The organism is Pseudomonas sp. D4-21, assembly GCF_051132125.1.
Lineage (GTDB): Bacteria > Pseudomonadota > Gammaproteobacteria > Pseudomonadales > Pseudomonadaceae > Aquipseudomonas.
The window spans coordinates 5,548,385-5,564,165 of the sequence record NZ_CP071664.1; the positions used below are offsets into that span (position 1 = coordinate 5,548,385).

At 58.1% G+C, this 15,781-nt stretch carries 8 protein-coding genes; 6 read left to right on the plus strand and 2 right to left on the minus strand.

Features of this window, described 5'->3' with window-relative positions; genetic code table 11:
* Window positions 1-44: 44 nt before the first annotated feature.
* The 3 genes from J3Q04_RS25155 to J3Q04_RS25165 all read left to right on the plus strand — a co-directional run bounded on the left by J3Q04_RS25155 (window position 45) and on the right by J3Q04_RS25165 (window position 6,907).
* Window positions 45-1,076: a histone deacetylase family protein gene (locus J3Q04_RS25155; protein WP_434608785.1), complete on the plus strand. Its 1,032-nt coding sequence runs from the start codon at window positions 45-47 to the stop codon at window positions 1,074-1,076.
* 11 nt (window positions 1,077-1,087) lie between these two features.
* Window positions 1,088-2,188, plus strand: a complete 1,101-nt coding sequence (locus tag J3Q04_RS25160; RefSeq protein WP_434561574.1) for a polyamine ABC transporter substrate-binding protein — start codon at window positions 1,088-1,090, stop codon at window positions 2,186-2,188.
* A 132-nt stretch (window positions 2,189-2,320) separates the two neighbouring features.
* Window positions 2,321-6,907 (plus strand): dermonecrotic toxin domain-containing protein, encoded by a 4,587-nt coding sequence (locus J3Q04_RS25165; RefSeq protein ID WP_434608783.1) that lies wholly within the window; start codon window positions 2,321-2,323, stop codon window positions 6,905-6,907.
* A gap of 41 nt (window positions 6,908-6,948) precedes the next feature.
* Here J3Q04_RS25165 and J3Q04_RS25170 read toward each other — a convergent pair whose 3' ends face one another.
* On the minus strand, window positions 6,949-8,493 hold the full coding sequence (locus J3Q04_RS25170) for a PLP-dependent aminotransferase family protein (RefSeq protein ID WP_434608781.1): 1,545 nt from the start codon (window positions 8,491-8,493) through the stop codon (window positions 6,949-6,951).
* 102 nt (window positions 8,494-8,595) lie between these two features.
* Here J3Q04_RS25170 and J3Q04_RS25175 point away from each other — a divergent pair, with 102 nt between their 5' ends.
* Genes J3Q04_RS25175 through J3Q04_RS25185 form a run of 3 tightly spaced genes read left to right on the plus strand, consistent with a single transcriptional unit; the run spans window position 8,596 to window position 10,365 of the window.
* A complete protein-coding gene (locus J3Q04_RS25175; RefSeq protein ID WP_434608780.1) occupies window positions 8,596-9,237 on the plus strand; it encodes an FMN-binding negative transcriptional regulator in 642 nt (213 codons plus the stop codon).
* Window positions 9,238-9,239: 2 nt separating this feature from the next.
* On the plus strand, window positions 9,240-9,686 hold the full coding sequence (locus tag J3Q04_RS25180; RefSeq protein ID WP_420766113.1) for a GNAT family N-acetyltransferase: 447 nt from the start codon (window positions 9,240-9,242) through the stop codon (window positions 9,684-9,686).
* Between the two features lie 10 nt (window positions 9,687-9,696).
* Window positions 9,697-10,365, plus strand: coding sequence for a GNAT family N-acetyltransferase (locus tag J3Q04_RS25185; RefSeq protein WP_420766112.1), 669 nt, complete (start codon window positions 9,697-9,699; stop codon window positions 10,363-10,365).
* Window positions 10,366-10,417: 52 nt separating this feature from the next.
* Here the strand turns inward: J3Q04_RS25185 and J3Q04_RS25190 are convergent, their stop codons facing one another.
* A complete protein-coding gene (locus J3Q04_RS25190; protein ID WP_434608777.1) occupies window positions 10,418-15,727 on the minus strand; it encodes a dermonecrotic toxin domain-containing protein in 5,310 nt (1,769 codons plus the stop codon).
* Window positions 15,728-15,781 lie beyond the last annotated feature (54 nt).

Here is a 15,781-nt window from a genome sequence, read left to right on the forward strand (position 1 = left end):
CCGCAAGACTGTGTTCCAACGAATCAGCCCTGCGGAGAACAAGAATGCTGACGATCTACTCAGACGATCACCACCTGCACCACGGACGCTGCGAATTGATGGATGGGCAGTTGATGCCCTGTTTCGAAATGCCGTCCCGGGCCGACCATGTGTTGGAGCGGGTCAAGGCTCGGGCGTTGGGGCCGGTGGAGGCGCCGAAGGACTTCGGCCTCGCGCCGATCCAGCGTGTCCACAGCCCGGCGTACCTGGAATTTTTCAAAGGCGCCTGGGAGCGTTGGACCGAGTTCAATCGCGACGGTGACCTGCTGCCCTACACCTGGCCGGCCCGCACCTTGCGCTCGGTGATCCCGACCAGCCTGCACGGCCAGCTCGGCTATTACAGCTTTGATGGAGGAGCGCCGATTACCGCCGGTACCTGGCAAGCGGCGTACAGCGCAGCCCAGGTCGCCCTCACCGCCCAGGCCGACATCCAGCGTGGCGCCCGTAGCGCCTTCGCGTTGTGTCGCCCACCGGGACACCACGCTGCCAGCGACTTGATGGGTGGTTATTGCTACCTCAACAATGCCGCCATCGCAGCACAGGCCTTTCTTGACCAGGGGCACAAAAAGGTTGCGATCCTCGACGTGGACTACCACCACGGCAACGGCACCCAATCGATTTTCTACGAGCGCAGCGACGTGCTGTTCGCGTCGATCCACGGCCACCCGGAGGCCGAGTTCCCGTTCTTTCTGGGCTACGAAGATGAGCGCGGCGAAGGTGCCGGCGCGGGCTTTAACTTCAACTACCCTTTGCCGGCGGGCTCGGGTTGGGAAACCTGGAGCGCCGCGCTGGAGCAAGCCTGCGGCGAAGTCCAACGCTACGATGCCGATGTCATCGTCGTGTCTCTGGGCGTGGACACCTTCAAGGAAGATCCGATCTCACAATTCAAGCTCGACAGCCCGGATTACCTGGCGATGGGCAAACGCATCGCCGCCCTCGGCAAACCGACCTTGTTCGTGATGGAAGGCGGCTACGCAGTGGCAGAAATCGGCATCAACGCCGTGAACGTCCTTGAAGGTTTCCAAAGCGCCCAATGAGGAACAACAGCATGAACAGACTCAAGCGTTTGATGGCCCCGGCCCTGTGCGCCGCGCTGCTGTGTGGCGCCGCTCAGGCCGAGGAGCGCACATTGCGCGTCTACAACTGGTTCGACTACATCACGCCCAAGGCCTTGGATGACTTCAAGGCGCAGAACAGCCAGGTCAAGCTGATCTACGACATCTTCGACACCAACGAAGCCCTGGAGGCCAAGCTGCTGACGGGCAACGCTGGCTACGACGTGGTGGTGCCGTCCAACGTGTTTCTGGCCAAGCAGATCGAAGCCGGGGTGTTCCAGCCCTTGGATCGCAGCAAGCTGCCGAATTGGAACCACCTCGATCCCAAGCTGATGAAGCTGATCGAGGCCAACGACCCAGGCAACAAATTCGCCGTGCCTTACATGTACGGCACCATCCTGATCGGCTTCAACCCGGACAAGGTCAAGGCCGCGCTGGGTGAAAACGCGCCGGTGGACAGCTGGGACCTGATCTTCAAGGAAGAAAACATCAGCAAGCTCAAGCAGTGCGGCGTGGCCTTGCTCGATTCGCCCTCGGAAATCCTGCCCCTGGCCTTGCAGCACCTGGGCCTGGACCCCAACAGCAATAAGCCGGCGGACTACGCCAAGGCCCAAGCGCTGCTGTTGAAGATTCGGCCCTACATCACCTATTTCCACTCCTCCAAATACATGGCGGATATCGCCAACGGCGATATCTGCGTGGCCGTCGGTTATTCCGGCAGCTTCTCCCAGGCGGCCAACCGCGCCAAGGAAGCCAAGAACGGCGTGACGGTGGACATGCGCCTGCCCAAGGAGGGCGCGCCGATCTGGTTCGACATGCTCGCCATTCCTAAAGGGGCGAAAAACCCGGACGACGCCTACACCTTCATCAATTACTTGTTGCAACCGCAGGTGATCGCGCCGATCAGTGATTTTGTCGGTTATCCGAACCCGAACAAAGACGCTACCGAAAGCGTCGACCCAGCGATCCGCGGCAACTCCAACCTGTACCCGACCGAAGCGGCCATGGCGACGCTGTATACGCTTCAACCGTTGCCGAGGGATGCCGAGCGCGCACGCACGCGAGCCTGGACGCGAATCAAATCCGGCCAGTAACCACGTCGTATCGGCGCCAAGGTCATACGTCGGCCTATACATAGTTACCACCTGCCCCAGTCCGTGCCTCCCTAGCATGAAAAACCCGAAGCGTTCGGCTTCGGGTTTTCATGTTCAAGGAGGGACACGCAAATGACACTCGACTCGACTGACACAGGCCCTACGTCCGACGCAAGCATCAAGGCAGCATTGCTCAACCAATTGCTTGCAGGCCCCACCTACCCGGAAGTGGCCGCCGGACTCCTGCAAGGTGCGCTCAAGGACCTTTATCCGTCCTTGGACCTGGACCCCTACACAACCGTCCTCGCCGAACCGGCCTGGGACATCGTCGGCGGCGAAATCGTAGCGTTGCCAACCCGTTATGAGTCACTGAGCAACTTACTGGCCGATCAGATCGACCAGAAACATCCGACCTTGTTGATTGAGGGTTTGCACTTCCTGACCCGGCTGCCGATTACCGAACCCGAAGTGCATTTGCCGGTGCGCATCGAGCAAATCGGAAGGTTGATCAATGAGCTGGCGCCCGCGATGTTGAAGGCCAACCAGGAACAACAACTGGCTTACTGGAACATGCCATTCGGTCATTACGGTGCCCGCTGGCATGAGCTGTCCAATACATTGCGCAAATTCTGGGACGTGCGGCAACTCAAGGGCTGGACGGCGGACGAATGTGCCATGGCCAGGCAACTTTACCTGTACCCCGACCCGCAAGACCGTAAGGATAAATTCCAAAGCCACGCGTATCTGGTCGACGTCGATGCAGTCGCTGACACTCAGGTCACTCGCTTGAACGAGAACTCGCTGGTCGTCCTGATCGGTCAGATCGATGACAAGGAGGTCATCCTTACGCACTCGTTGTACAGCGGTTATGAGAAGTTCGAGACACGTGACGCATTGGGCCAGTCCCTTACCGATCATCTATCGCTCTCTCACCCCACCACCGCGATACGCTGGCGGCTCTATGAACCGCGCGCAAACATTTTCGACAGCAAGGCCTGTGGACTTATTGGTGTGCAGGTCAGGGTGCTCGGAAACCCTCGTACGGAGTCGGACGCTGTCGCTGCTGAGCCCGAAATACCCATCAGTGGAATCGCGGTCGGACCAGGCGAGGCGTGGTTCAAGCAGCAGATACCCGATTGGTTACGCAACGCACCAGTAGCCGACCAGACGTTGTTCGCTCAATACATGAAAAACCTGTCGGCGCTGGGCAGTTCCCACGCCGGCGAAACTTACCTGGAGGATATCCCTTCGATCAAGGACTACGCGTCAAATGCCTTGAAAACCCAGATGCAATCCGACCACAGCGATGTTTCGACTCTGAAACCGGAAACAATCGTCATCGAGATAACAAGCCCGGTGGTCTGGGGGACCTTTGTCGTTCCGTTCAAGTTCGACACAACCGAGTTCAACTTAATCGATCTCGCCTTGCAAAACCTGATTGCGCTTCCACAGGGCAACAAAACCGTGAAGTCCGTGGACGGGACCGAGCTCCCCGAATGGGTGACGGTGGACTACCTTGAGCGCCTTATTACCCAGGTCGATATCGGTCGCGTCTATCCAGAGCTGATCAAACGAAAACTACTCGACGATCCAACGCAATCGTCCCGTCGAGAGCGCCTGTTCAGTTCACAGCTACGCATACAGCTGCCCCTGCTTGCGCTGGAAAGTAAATTGAAGGGGCTGGGCGATATCGATGATCGCGGCTGTCGTTACGTCGCGGCGCTGATGGAGCCGCTGGAAGCCGACCGCAAGGTTGACGGGCAAGCCATTGTCCTGCGCAAGCTGGCGTTCGTGCCAGAGTTGCAGCTCGGTATTTCCGAGGACATCGTGGCCAATATGTTTGTGATCGGCCCGCAGACACCCAGCGCCGGCCCCTGTCTGCTCTACCGCCCTCTACTCGAACCGCAGCTGTGCCAGTTCCCCTCGTTCAGCAATTTGCTCTATGCCATCAAGCAGTCAGCCACGTTGCGCCAATCGGTACTGGCGTGGCTGCCCGATGGGGTGCGGGACACTTACAGCCGACTGGTTTTCCCGGGCGCCCTGCCTTCGCCCTGGGCCGCTTTGGAGTTCGTGGCGACCCCCATCACATCATTAGCCAACGCGGGGCCCATCACCTTAAGCGACGAATCCTTGGGAGCCGATTTCATGCCGCTGTTGTTCAAGGCCAACGCCAACGCCCTGGTGACACTCGCCGATAAACAATCGGTTTCCAACAGCGAGAGCCGTTGGGAGTCGTTCAAACAGACGGGGTGGTTGATTTTCAATCTGGCGTTGCCCTATCTCGGCACCACGGCGAACACCGCGACCTGGCTCTGGCAGATACTGGAGGACTTGGAACGGTTAGCGCAGGACGACGGAGAGCGCAAGGACCAGACCAAGTGGGAGGCCGTCGTGGATTTGCTGTTAAACGTGGCGTTAGGCGTGGTCAATATTGCTATCGATCGCTCCAAAGCAGGCAGCCGCGAACGACCAACACAAGCGCCTGAAGTAGCCCCGAAACAAAATGTGCCAGCACCACTTTCCAAACCAAGCATCGAGACACTTTCGCCACTCGTGCAAAAAGAACTGTCACAAGAGCACTACGAGTTCATCCATACCAGTGGCGCCTTGATGGGTAAATCCGGCAGTCACGCCGGGCTTCTCGCTAGCTTCAGCATCGATGCGCCCGATAACCTCGGGCAACCCGAGAGCGAAGGCGTGTTCAAAGGCCTCTACCCGAAAAATGGGAAGTGGTACGCAAAGCTGGCGAGCCAGTGTTTTGAAGTCAGCGTCGAGGGCGAGCAGGTCAGCATCATCAAGGACACACGCTCCGGCCCCCCCTTGCTCCGGGACGAGCGTGACCAGTGGAGAATCGATAGTCGCTTGCGATTAAAGGGCAGCGGATCGAAAGGCGTCAGGCAGAAAGTCGTCGTCGCGGCACAACGCCGCAACATCGAATTGCTTGCCGAACTCAATAAATTTGAAGAAAGCAGAACGTATAACGAATGGGCGCTGAATATCGGTGCTCAAAACATGGAGCGGGCATCGGCCGATACCAGGGACATTTTTGCTGAAGCTTATAGAGTCTCCCTGCAAACGCAGCGGCAAAACTATGAACGGGCATTGAGCGCTTTGATGGAGTGGCCGGTCTTCCAGGCGAGGCCGGATGCTCCGCGCGTGAGCCTTGGTTACCTGAACGCGCAAATAAATTTCACTTTCGCCGACATGGACATATTGCGGGAACAATTTCTGCCCGCCATGGCGCAGGCGAGGGACATGATCACCCCTCGCTTCCAAATGCGCGAGCAACGACACGTCGATGCTGCCAACAGCATGATTCAGCTCGGTGACAACATGATCGAGCGTCTGGAATATATTGAGACACGCTTTTCCAAGCTCAAGAAACTCGGGCTCGGAGGCTTTGAGTTTGTGCGCGAATACCGCAGAAAAATGCCTTCCTACACCAGCGACGATCTACGAATTCTTCAATTGGAAATGTATCGCCACCTCTGCCTGACCCTCGACAGCGTTAAAACAATGCCCGAAGGTTGGCTGGAGATTGACCGACTGATCGACAATGCGATGGTGGCCTTCCAAACCTTGCGCGAGGCGCTCGATGAAACAACCAAGATCCGGCTGGACGAACAAATCGATGCACTCGGCAGCCTGACGGAACAGTTCACGGCCATCCAAGAGCACCTGGACTACATGGGAAACGAATATCAGGACAGCGCTAACACTCAACAACTCAAGCATCTGGGTAATCGAATAACCAAGGCAAAAGAGCGAGCGTTGCGTCATTTGGCCAAGGCCCTCGACGAGCGAAGCAATAAACGACAATCGCTGACTGTGTATGAGGAACGCCCCCGCTCCAGGAGGAAGTTCATCAGAGGCCGCTTCTGGGGAGTCGTCAGCGGCGTGGCTCGCCTGACCAGCTCGTACGAAGAAACGGGTTGGGTCGAGGTGAGGAATCCGTTATCCGGTGAAATGATCGCTTTATTCCACCGCAAAGAAACCGGTGAATGGGTCCCCCATATCGAGGCCAACGAACCTCCGGCGATCCCCGCTCTGAAAACCAGCGTCAAGAAAGGCAAAGCCCTGATCAAAGGACTCTCTGCCTTCAAAACACAAGTCCAAGATGACGTGCAGCAGCCAGACCGTACACCGTCCGGTATTTCATTGATCATGGGCGCCCATGCGAGCCGGTTCGATACAGTCGCCAATGCAATCGAAAAGGCGCTCGACCGGGCCAGGAACGAAACGGTCGAACTTGCGCCAGAAGAACGGAGTTCCGCCGAATCCTTGCGATTGCAGCTCAAGAGCGAAGCGACGGCGCTACGCGCCGAGGAACACGAGACCGTACTGGGGCTCATCAAACGAAGCCCGCCCAACATGAGCGGCGTCACTTGGCTAAACGAACGAAACCTCATCCACGTGACTAAACGAATCAACCGAAAGCGCATCAAGACCCCGGCGGGAAAGAGATACCTCGACCGGTATGAAATTCAGGACAAACAAAGCGGCAAGCCGCTATGGTTCGCGGACTTTCACTACTCCACCTTTTGGGGGGTCGACCTTAAGTTTCTTTCGGCACACCTGAGAACCCCTGAGCAGGCCAAGTCAGGCATGGCAGACATCTCCTTGGATCGATTGAACCAACGTCAATTGATTGATCGTTACCGCAGCGAAATTGCCGTGGATCAGGCCATACATGTGTTCTTTCCAAAGAAACGGCCATGAAGCCGAGCCTGGCCTGCAATTGATGTCCCGGCCGCGGGCCGTCAGACATCCCAGGCCTTAGCCAGGCTCGCCAGCGCCGTGCCGATCGCCGCGGGCGGGACTGCCGCGAACCCCAGCACCAGCCCGGCGCGGACCTGCGCAGGCGTGGTAGGCAACCAATAGCCGCTCAGGCCATTGATCTCCACGCCGATGCTGGCCGCCTGGGCAATCAATTCACCTTCACGCTCGACGCTGTCCACGGGCACCGTGACATGCAGCCCGGCGACGACCGTGGGCATGGCGCCAACACCCTCGACAGCCTTGGGCCAACCCGCCAACAACGCATCCCGCCGAGCCAGGGCCGCCCGACGCATGCGCCTGATGTGTCGCTGGAAATGCCCGGCGGCCATGAACTCGGCCATCACGGCCTGGGTGCTGACTTCGGAGTGGCGCACATCCACGGCGCGCCGTCGGGCGAAGGCGTCGACCAGGCCCGGCGGCAACACCAGATAACCCAGGCGCAGGGCCGGGAACGCCACCTTGCCGAAGGTGCCGACGTAAAGTACCCGGCCCTGGCGATCCAGCGCGGCCAACGGCGCCAGCGGCGCGCCGCTGTAGCGGTATTCGCCGTCGTAATCGTCCTCGACGATCCAGCCGTCGTTGCGTTCGGCCCAACCCAGCAGCTCCAGCCGCCGCGCAAGGCTCATGACCACCCCGGTCGGGTATTGATGGGAGGGCGTGACATAGGTCAGCCGACAATGGCTCAACGCCGCGAGCGCCGCGCAATCCAAGCCATCGCTGTCCACCGGCACGCCTCGGACGTCGGCTCCAGCCACCGCAAACGCATGCCCCGCAGCGCGATAACCTGGGTTTTCCACCGCCACCACGTCACCGGGATCGACCAACAGCTGTGCACAAAGGCTGATGCCCTGCTGCGCGCCGCTGGTGATCACAATTTGTTCAGCCGTGCACTGCAGGCCCCTCGAACTGCGCAGGTAAGCCGCAATCAGGCCACGCAAGCGTTCGTCTCCTTGAGAATCGCCGTAGCACAGCTGTTGAAGATCCGGCTTGCGCCAGAAAGCCCCGTTCAGCTTGGCCCAGACATCAAAAGGGAACAGGTCGAAGGCCGGCACACCCACCCGGAATGCACGCGGTGGTCCCGCCGGCGGCTGGGCCAGATGATGCTTTTCGACACGTAGCAGCGCGTCGCTGTGGATAACTTTACTGGATGGGCCCACAGGTAAATCGAGCCATTCTGTGGATAAACCTGTGGGTAAGCCTGTTGAAAAGCCTGTGGATGCTTTTGTGGATAATTTCTTCAGCGGCAACGCCACTGCGGACAGATTCGCCACATAGGTTCCGTCACCGACGCGTCCTTCGATAAAACCTTCGGCAAAGAGCTGGTCGTACGCACGCACCACGCTGTTGCGGGAAATGGACAAGGCCGCCGCCAGGTCGCGGCTAGCTGGCAGGCGCGTGCCGCTTGCAAGGCGACCATCCAGGACGCGGGCCCGCAATGCCTGATAAAGCTGCCGGCTGAGCCCGTGGCGGCGATCCAGTTCGATTCCAGCGGGGTTGAACGACAGCGGCGGCACGGGGTTGTTCATCACACAGCCTCAGGAATGGACCTATCAAACTGGCCTGGAGTGGCTCTTACAACAGACCAATAGCCTGCCTAGGATGCTGGCATTCGCCAAGGAAAAACTTTCATGTACAACCCAAAAGCCTTCGCCGTCCAAGACATACCCCAGTTACATCAAATGATGAACGATTGCCGCTTGGCCGTACTGGTCACCCAGGGTGAACACGGCCTACAGGCCAGCCACTTGCCGCTGCTGCTGGATACGCGACAGGGTCCCCACGGAAGCCTGCGCGGGCACATGGCCCGGGCCAATCCGCAATGGCGCGACCTGGAGGCCGGGGCCGAGGCCCTGGTGATATTTCCCGGCGCCGATGCCTACGTCAGCCCGGGCCTGTACCCCAGCAAGGCCGAACACGGCAAAGTGGTGCCGACCTGGAACTACCTGGCCGTACACGCCTATGGCACAGCCGAAGTTTTCAGCGACGCCCATCGCCTGCGCGAAGTAGTCGGCGCCCTCACCGAACGTCACGAAACCGGCCGCGCCCAACCCTGGAAACTCGATGATGCACCGGCCGAGTACGTCGAAGCGATGCTCAAGGCCATCGTTGGTTTTTCGCTGCCTATCCAGCGCCTGGAAGGCAAACGCAAGCTCAGCCAAAACCGCAGCCCCGAAGATATCGCCGGAGTGCGCAACGGTCTCGCCACGAGCACCGATCCGCAAGATCAGGCGCTGTCACGCCTGATGCCTGATGCATCCACCAAGGAGTGAACATGAGCCACACCGAGATCCGCCTCGTCACTGCTGAAGACCACGCTGCCTGGCTGCCGCTATGGCAGGCTTACCTACGGTTCTACAACACCGAACTGCCGGAAGCGGTGACCCACAGCACCTGGCAGCGCCTGCTCGACGATCGCGAACCAACCCACGGCGCCCTCGCCTGGCACGGCGATACGGCGGTGGGCCTGGTGCATTTCATTTACCACCGCTCGAACTGGAGCATAGAGAACTCCTGCTACTTGCAGGACTTGCTGGTGACCGAGCAAAGTCGGGGCACCGGTGTTGGTCGGCAATTGATCGAATTCGTCTATGCCACGGCCAAGGCCGACGGTTGTGCCAAGGTCCACTGGCTGACCCACGAGACCAACACGACCGCGATCCAACTCTACGAACGCATCGCCGAACGCCCAGGCTTCATTCAATTTCGCAAAGCCTTGTAAGGAGCACTGCATGTCGACCCCGCTTACCGATTGGAAAGGTGTCTCGGCGCCATCTACGCGCTTGCTCGAAGGGCGATTCATCCGCCTGGAAAAACTCGACCCGGCGCGTCATGCCGAGGGTCTTTGGCAAGCCCTCGAAGGCCCCGGGGCCGATCCGAAACTCTGGGACTACTTGCCCTACGGTCCCTTCAAGGTTCGTGGCGACTTCGACGCCTGGCTGGACAACCATGCAGCCAACACCGACCCGTATTTTTTCAGCGTGATCGACCGTGCCAGCGGCGAGGTGCAAGGGATCCTCAGCCTGATGTCCATCGTGCCGGCCCACGGCCGCATCGAGATCGGCCACGTCACTTTTGGCGCGCCGATGCAGCGATCGCCGAAAAGCACCGAGGCGGTTTATCTGCTGGCCAAGGAGTCGTTCGCCCTCGGCTACCGTCGCCTCGAATGGAAGTGCAACAACGGCAACGCCCGCTCCAAATATGCCGCCGAGCGGCTGGGCTTCACATTTGAGGGGGTGTTCCGCCAGCACATGGTCGTCAAGGGCCAGAACCGCGACACGGCGTGGTATTCGATGCTCGACTCGGAGTGGCCGGCGATCGGAGCGGCATTTGAACGATGGCTTAGCGAAGAAAATCAACGCGAAGGCGGGCAGGTCCGAAGCTTGGCTGCTTGCCGTTGAGCAAGAGCAGACGGCTATCGCGAGTGGCCTTGCGATAGCCATTGCTCTGTCATTATTTATATTTTTTGTATTGCCATGCCCAGTCCGGTATTCGGTTAAAACAACTCACGTATTCTGCGAACATCAGAAGGCTGTGTTCCGCTCGATTCGCCGTAAAGTCAAAGCGATACAGGTGATTCAGTACCTGCGCCGAGGTCGTGGGATCGGCAAAGACACGGTCAATCAGCTGGTGCGCGCGTGCCACATCCTGCTGGAGAGCGTTGATCAACGCCGAGGTGAAATTCGCTTCGGAGTTCAACGGGCGGACCTGCCCAAGCGCGTCGTAGATATTCAGGTCACTGTAGTAAGGGCTGATCAACTCTGTCCAAATACTCCTGGCTTCCTCGCGGGTAAAATTGTGGGTCAGATTAGCCAACAAGTTAGGGACGTCGAGCAAAATAATAGTTCTGGAGTTCGACGGAACGCCATCGGGGCCGGTTAGCAATCTGGCGATACCCGCCATACCGATATCTGTAGCACTTCCCGATTGTGGCTCCAGGAAACGAACAAAAGCTGCTAGCGGTGCTGAATGTATTTCGATGGTTCTCAGCGTCTTGTCGGTGAACCCGTGGATCCATCGGATATCGATATCGCCGGTATTCAATAGCTCCTGCACACGGGTTTCGGCATATCTGGCAATAAACTCAAGCTTCGCCGAGCTGAGCGCCGGATGACTTATCCACCTTGAAAATACAGAGACGGGCAACGCACCGCCAAGATTGGTTTCGATCACACGAGAGGCTAGAACCCGCTCAGCCCGGGCCAACAACCTACCTTTATTGCGCAGGGCACCTCGAAGTAACCCAACGGTGCGTCCAGTCATTTTTCTATAGCGGAATAACTCGATCATTCCGCTGGTCGGCCTTCCCTTGCCGGGATTCAGGTTAAGTGTATTGGCAAGCTCGGCCAACTGATGTGGATGCACCAACTCCCTGCCGTTAAGGAGCCCCCGCACATCCCCAGCACCCGCCTCGCTGCTCGGAATATAGGCTGTCGGGCTCTTGGGATAAAATTTGTACCACTCATCGATACCTACGCCGTACTCAAGCAAGATATGAATCGAATCCCGGTTCAACTGAAAATAGCCATCCCTGGCCAGAAGATCGATCGTTCTCCCACCTTCGTTGCCGACCAGCGTCATATCCAGGAGCTCTTCGACAACGCTTCTCTGGGCGGGTGTGTAGGGCGTGAATGAGGTTGCCAATCCATACAAAGGCCGGACCGGCGCCAACTGCTCGATTTGCCTCCAGAGTTCCGACGAGGAACCGACCGCAGCCAAACCTGCACGCAGCGACAGGCGTACCCGCGGCGATCTAAACAACCTATAAGGGTTAGGCGCGCCAGCGAGCAGCCTCGTTACAACATCCAGGGTCTCCCTGCCCAGAAGATTTTCAAGCGTGGTCTCCGTTTTCACAAACACCTGCCCCGCCTCCGCGACCGCCTCCTCCCCCTGGCTACCCGACGGCTGCATTCGGCGGGGGGCGTCCTGAACTTCCAGATGGCGAAACGATTCAAGGTTTTCGCGAATGTATCTTGCCGACGCCAGGCGCAACTCTGTCGGGGAGAAAACAACCCTTCCCTCAAGTTCGTCCAAGCCCTGGGTAACCGCCGAGAAGAAACAGTCACCGAGGCTTCGGATTGGAATGACACGACCTGCCTGGATCAAGTCATAGTGGCTGTCGCTCGACCGTCTCACCACCACATCCGTGGCGTAATCCGGACGGCTCGACAAACGTTCCGGGCCTGCCTGGTGCGAGAACCGCAGGGTGGAAGGGAGCCTCCCGGGCCTGACATCCATGATGACCAGGCCCCGGTTTTGCGGCCAGTTCGGAATACGGGGCACGAGTTCGGGAACGATATCCATCAGCAGAAAATCCCATTGGCCGGGCTGTTCCAGCACAGCGATCATGTCCTCGAGCGTCTGGCCAGCAGTGCCCGAGCTTGACGGGCCCGGCCGCGAGGACTGCCGCGTTGGACGGTCCCCGCCACCTCCCCGGCCGAACCCGACCGCACGCCATTCCCCATCCGGCATGCGTGCCACGGTGCTTCTCATCACGCCACTGGAGCGGATGCTCGACCCTGAAACGGGATCGACCAAGGTCGCCTCGGTTGCGTTCAGCTTGGTATTGTCGTGCACCCGGAGCACCATTCCCTCCGGTTGTCGCACATACACCGGGCGAGCGGAGACAGCGCCTGTCGCTGCATCCCGAACGGTAACGCGGTAAAACCCACCAGTGTCCGGGGTTAGCCCTCGTATAACCGTTGCATCCTTCACCGCGTAGGGGCCGTAGATTGCTTGTTCCAATGGCAACCCAATCGGTTTTTCCTGTTGGCTTAGACGAGCCAATACCTCTAGGGAGAACGATCTATTTCGTGAAGTGCCCATCGCACCTCCGATGGGTCGCGGCGCGATGCCGGAGCGGATCAAGTATTTGACAATGTTCAGGTGAAGCGGGATTTGGCCAGTCTTGGCGACCATCAAATACAGCTGCAACGCGGCGTAAGCGGGTGCCAGAAACGAAACCACGTCCAGGACCGTTTCGAACGCCATCACGGTAAGGTTGAAAATGGTTTGGTGCAGGATGTTGCGGTTGCTGTTGGAACGATGATCGGCATGGGCAATTCGAAATCTTACATGCGCCTGATGCAGCGCTTCAGACAAATCACCGCTGATCAACGCGCCCCGAACCAAGGGGCGACCGCTTCGCGTTCCGAATATTTGTTTCAGTTCTTCAGGATTGTTAGTGGCGATGCGGGAGGAGAAATAGACCTGCCATTCTTCCCGCTGAAGAAGCTGCGCAACACCATCATTGAGATTGGCAAACTCATGGAGATCATCGCCACCGGGACTGTCCGGAAAATAGACGCCAACGGTTCCCTGTATTGTCGGCCCGTCCTGATCTGAAAAAATCAACACACCGTCGACACTGGTTGCGTTGCCCAAGTTGCCATGCTGGCCTCCAACGCCTACGGTCCCGCACAACAGCAGACCGTAAACATGCACCTCCCTTCCCTGTACTCTTGCGCGATCCTTTGCCCTCGTTGATTTGATAACCGCATCCTGCCAGAGCACGACCCGTTTTTCGGTGCGTGCTGGATGGACGCTCACATCCGTCACGGTCTCTTTGAGTACATCATCATCTTTGAGGACGGCTTCGTAGCCCTTGAGGGACATATTGGCCAGGTAAGCGTCCCACCAGGCCTCCTTGTAGTCGGGCGCATTCATTTTTTCCTTGAGGTACGTCTCGTAGCAGCCGCCGATATCAAGGCTTGTCGCCATCTCGGCAAGCTCAGGCCCCTTTAAAAGAATGAAACGACGGGTCAGTGGATGGCTGATGGGTTGGCCGTCCTGATCGACCAGATAGACAGGCCGGATTTCCTTCATGGCATTGGGGTACTGCGAAGGGCGCGTATTCTCGATCATCAGTTGGGTCAGGCTGGTGGCCCGCGAGTCCTTCGAGGTACACGCGCGCCCTTGAAACAGGGTAATCAACGTCCGGTCTGGATCGGGATCAATGTCCTTGTGCAGATGCTCCTGGAGATAAGCGACGATTTTTTCGCGAGAGAACTCCGACAGTGTCTTAACGCGTCTTTTGGCAATTTCGCCTTCCGCTGTCAGCGCCTCATCTTCGAGGAAGCGATAAATGCGCTTCTGCGCAACCGTCGCGATTTTGTAGGCGCTCGGACGACTGTTCTTGAACAAGGTTTCGCTTCGGGCGATCAGCACACCGTCGAGCGCCAGCATCGGCAGTTCCAGCGATTTCTCAGCATCCAGGGCAAAGCGGGCCAAATCGAACTGCACCCGTTCCGGTGCTTTTAGAACGGCTTGTAACGCCGCGTACTGAAGATCAAGCAGGTCGTTTGCTGCCTGCTCGAATACATGCTCAGGAAGCGCCTGGTCAATACTTTGGATTTTGCGCTGCTGTCCTTGATAGACCGGGCTTACCGAATTCACCAACTCGTGGAACTCATCGAACCGCTGTATGCCTCCTTCCATGGAGTACAGAAATAAAGCCGGCTGATCACTTTGTTTGATCACCATCGCGGCCGGCCACTTCTGCGACAAGTCGCCCTCCATTTCAAGCATGACCTTATATACATGGGGAAGATGCTCTTTCCTCATCAAACTTCCCCTGGCCGACTCTGAAGGGTGAGTCGTGATGATGCTCAGCAGGCGATCCTCGTCATTGCGCAGGATCTGCTCCGCATGGGTTAACCGTGCAGAGGGATCTCGATCGGCTTTGTATAAATCGAATAAATACAGGAATCGTTGGGAAAGCCTGAGCACCAGCTCATCTTGCGCGGTAGAGGGGATAACCGGGTCGAGGGCATCTCTCACGGTCTCCTTCATGCGAAATGCGGCCAGATCATCAAGGAACTGACGTCTCAGGTGAATATTGGTGGTCGGGTTCTCGATATGGAACGCCGACGTCATGGCCGCCAGGATATGCGCATCCACCGGGTCGACGAATAGGCTTTCGGTCTCTTGCACGGTGTCCGAGCGAGTGAAAAAACCTACGCTTCCCTGGGCGTATACAGGAGGCTCGTCAGTAGACAAACAGTCCATCATGACTTCGCTGAAACTCATTGAAGAAACCCATGAGCGCGCCCCGAGGGAATCTGTCGTGAAGTGATTCACATAACAATTGTCCGGGTCGATCGCCAATAGCGCTGCGCCACGGAATTTGTTCGGCTCGATCTTTTCCCTGATCGAATTGACCAGCAAATTCTTCAGCGCCGTGTCGAACGTGGGCAAGCCTGCGAACAAACGATCCAGATCGGCCTTATGGGGGGCCAGATGTTTCAGCTGTTTAGGGCGAGCCTCTTCTTGAGGGGCAAGCGGGTTAACTTGATTGACGGAATCGGTCTCGAAAGCGAGCCCAGGCCCCCTGTAGCCCGGCGGCACGCCTGCTTGCAACTTCTGCAACAGGTTTCTTGGAAGCACAAAGCCGTCGATACGAAGTGCCGAAAAATCCCGCTTCATATGGCTTCTGTGGGGATACTCGATCCAATCCTCGCATCGGTTGAAAGCCGCGAGGGAAGCAATAAGCTTGCTTTGATAGGCCTTGAGAAAACCCTGCGTGACAGCGGCACGCAAGGGAACCGATGCGATTCTATCTTCAGCAGCCAAACCAGCGGCTCCAACTTCCCGGTAAGTCACACGAAGCGGTGTATCACCCAGCAGTCCCAACTCCAGCAACCACTGATCGGCGAACGTGTGCGGCTCGAATGCATGGCCGTCGGGTAGTGAATGAATAGGCGTTAGCGTGATGCCAGGCGCCTGGAGCGGCACGCCTGGTTCGTCGTTAAGAAATAAGGTCATGGGAGGTCCCTTTGTTTATTGAAGAACCCGACCCTATCCTTCCGTCGCCGCCAT

Bases quoted from the DNA above. Each gene is read 5' to 3' on its own strand.
- J3Q04_RS25155 (WP_434608785.1), top strand. From the start codon at position 45: ATGCTGACGATCTACTCAGACGATCACCACCTGCACCACGGACGCTGC.
- J3Q04_RS25160 (WP_434561574.1), top strand. From the start codon at position 1,088: ATGAACAGACTCAAGCGTTTGATGGCCCCGGCCCTGTGCGCCGCGCTG.
- J3Q04_RS25165 (WP_434608783.1), top strand. From the start codon at position 2,321: ATGACACTCGACTCGACTGACACAGGCCCTACGTCCGACGCAAGCATC.
- J3Q04_RS25170 (WP_434608781.1), bottom strand. From the start codon at position 8,493: ATGAACAACCCCGTGCCGCCGCTGTCGTTCAACCCCGCTGGAATCGAA.
- J3Q04_RS25175 (WP_434608780.1), top strand. From the start codon at position 8,596: ATGTACAACCCAAAAGCCTTCGCCGTCCAAGACATACCCCAGTTACAT.
- J3Q04_RS25180 (WP_420766113.1), top strand. From the start codon at position 9,240: ATGAGCCACACCGAGATCCGCCTCGTCACTGCTGAAGACCACGCTGCC.
- J3Q04_RS25185 (WP_420766112.1), top strand. From the start codon at position 9,697: ATGTCGACCCCGCTTACCGATTGGAAAGGTGTCTCGGCGCCATCTACG.
- J3Q04_RS25190 (WP_434608777.1), bottom strand. From the start codon at position 15,727: ATGACCTTATTTCTTAACGACGAACCAGGCGTGCCGCTCCAGGCGCCT.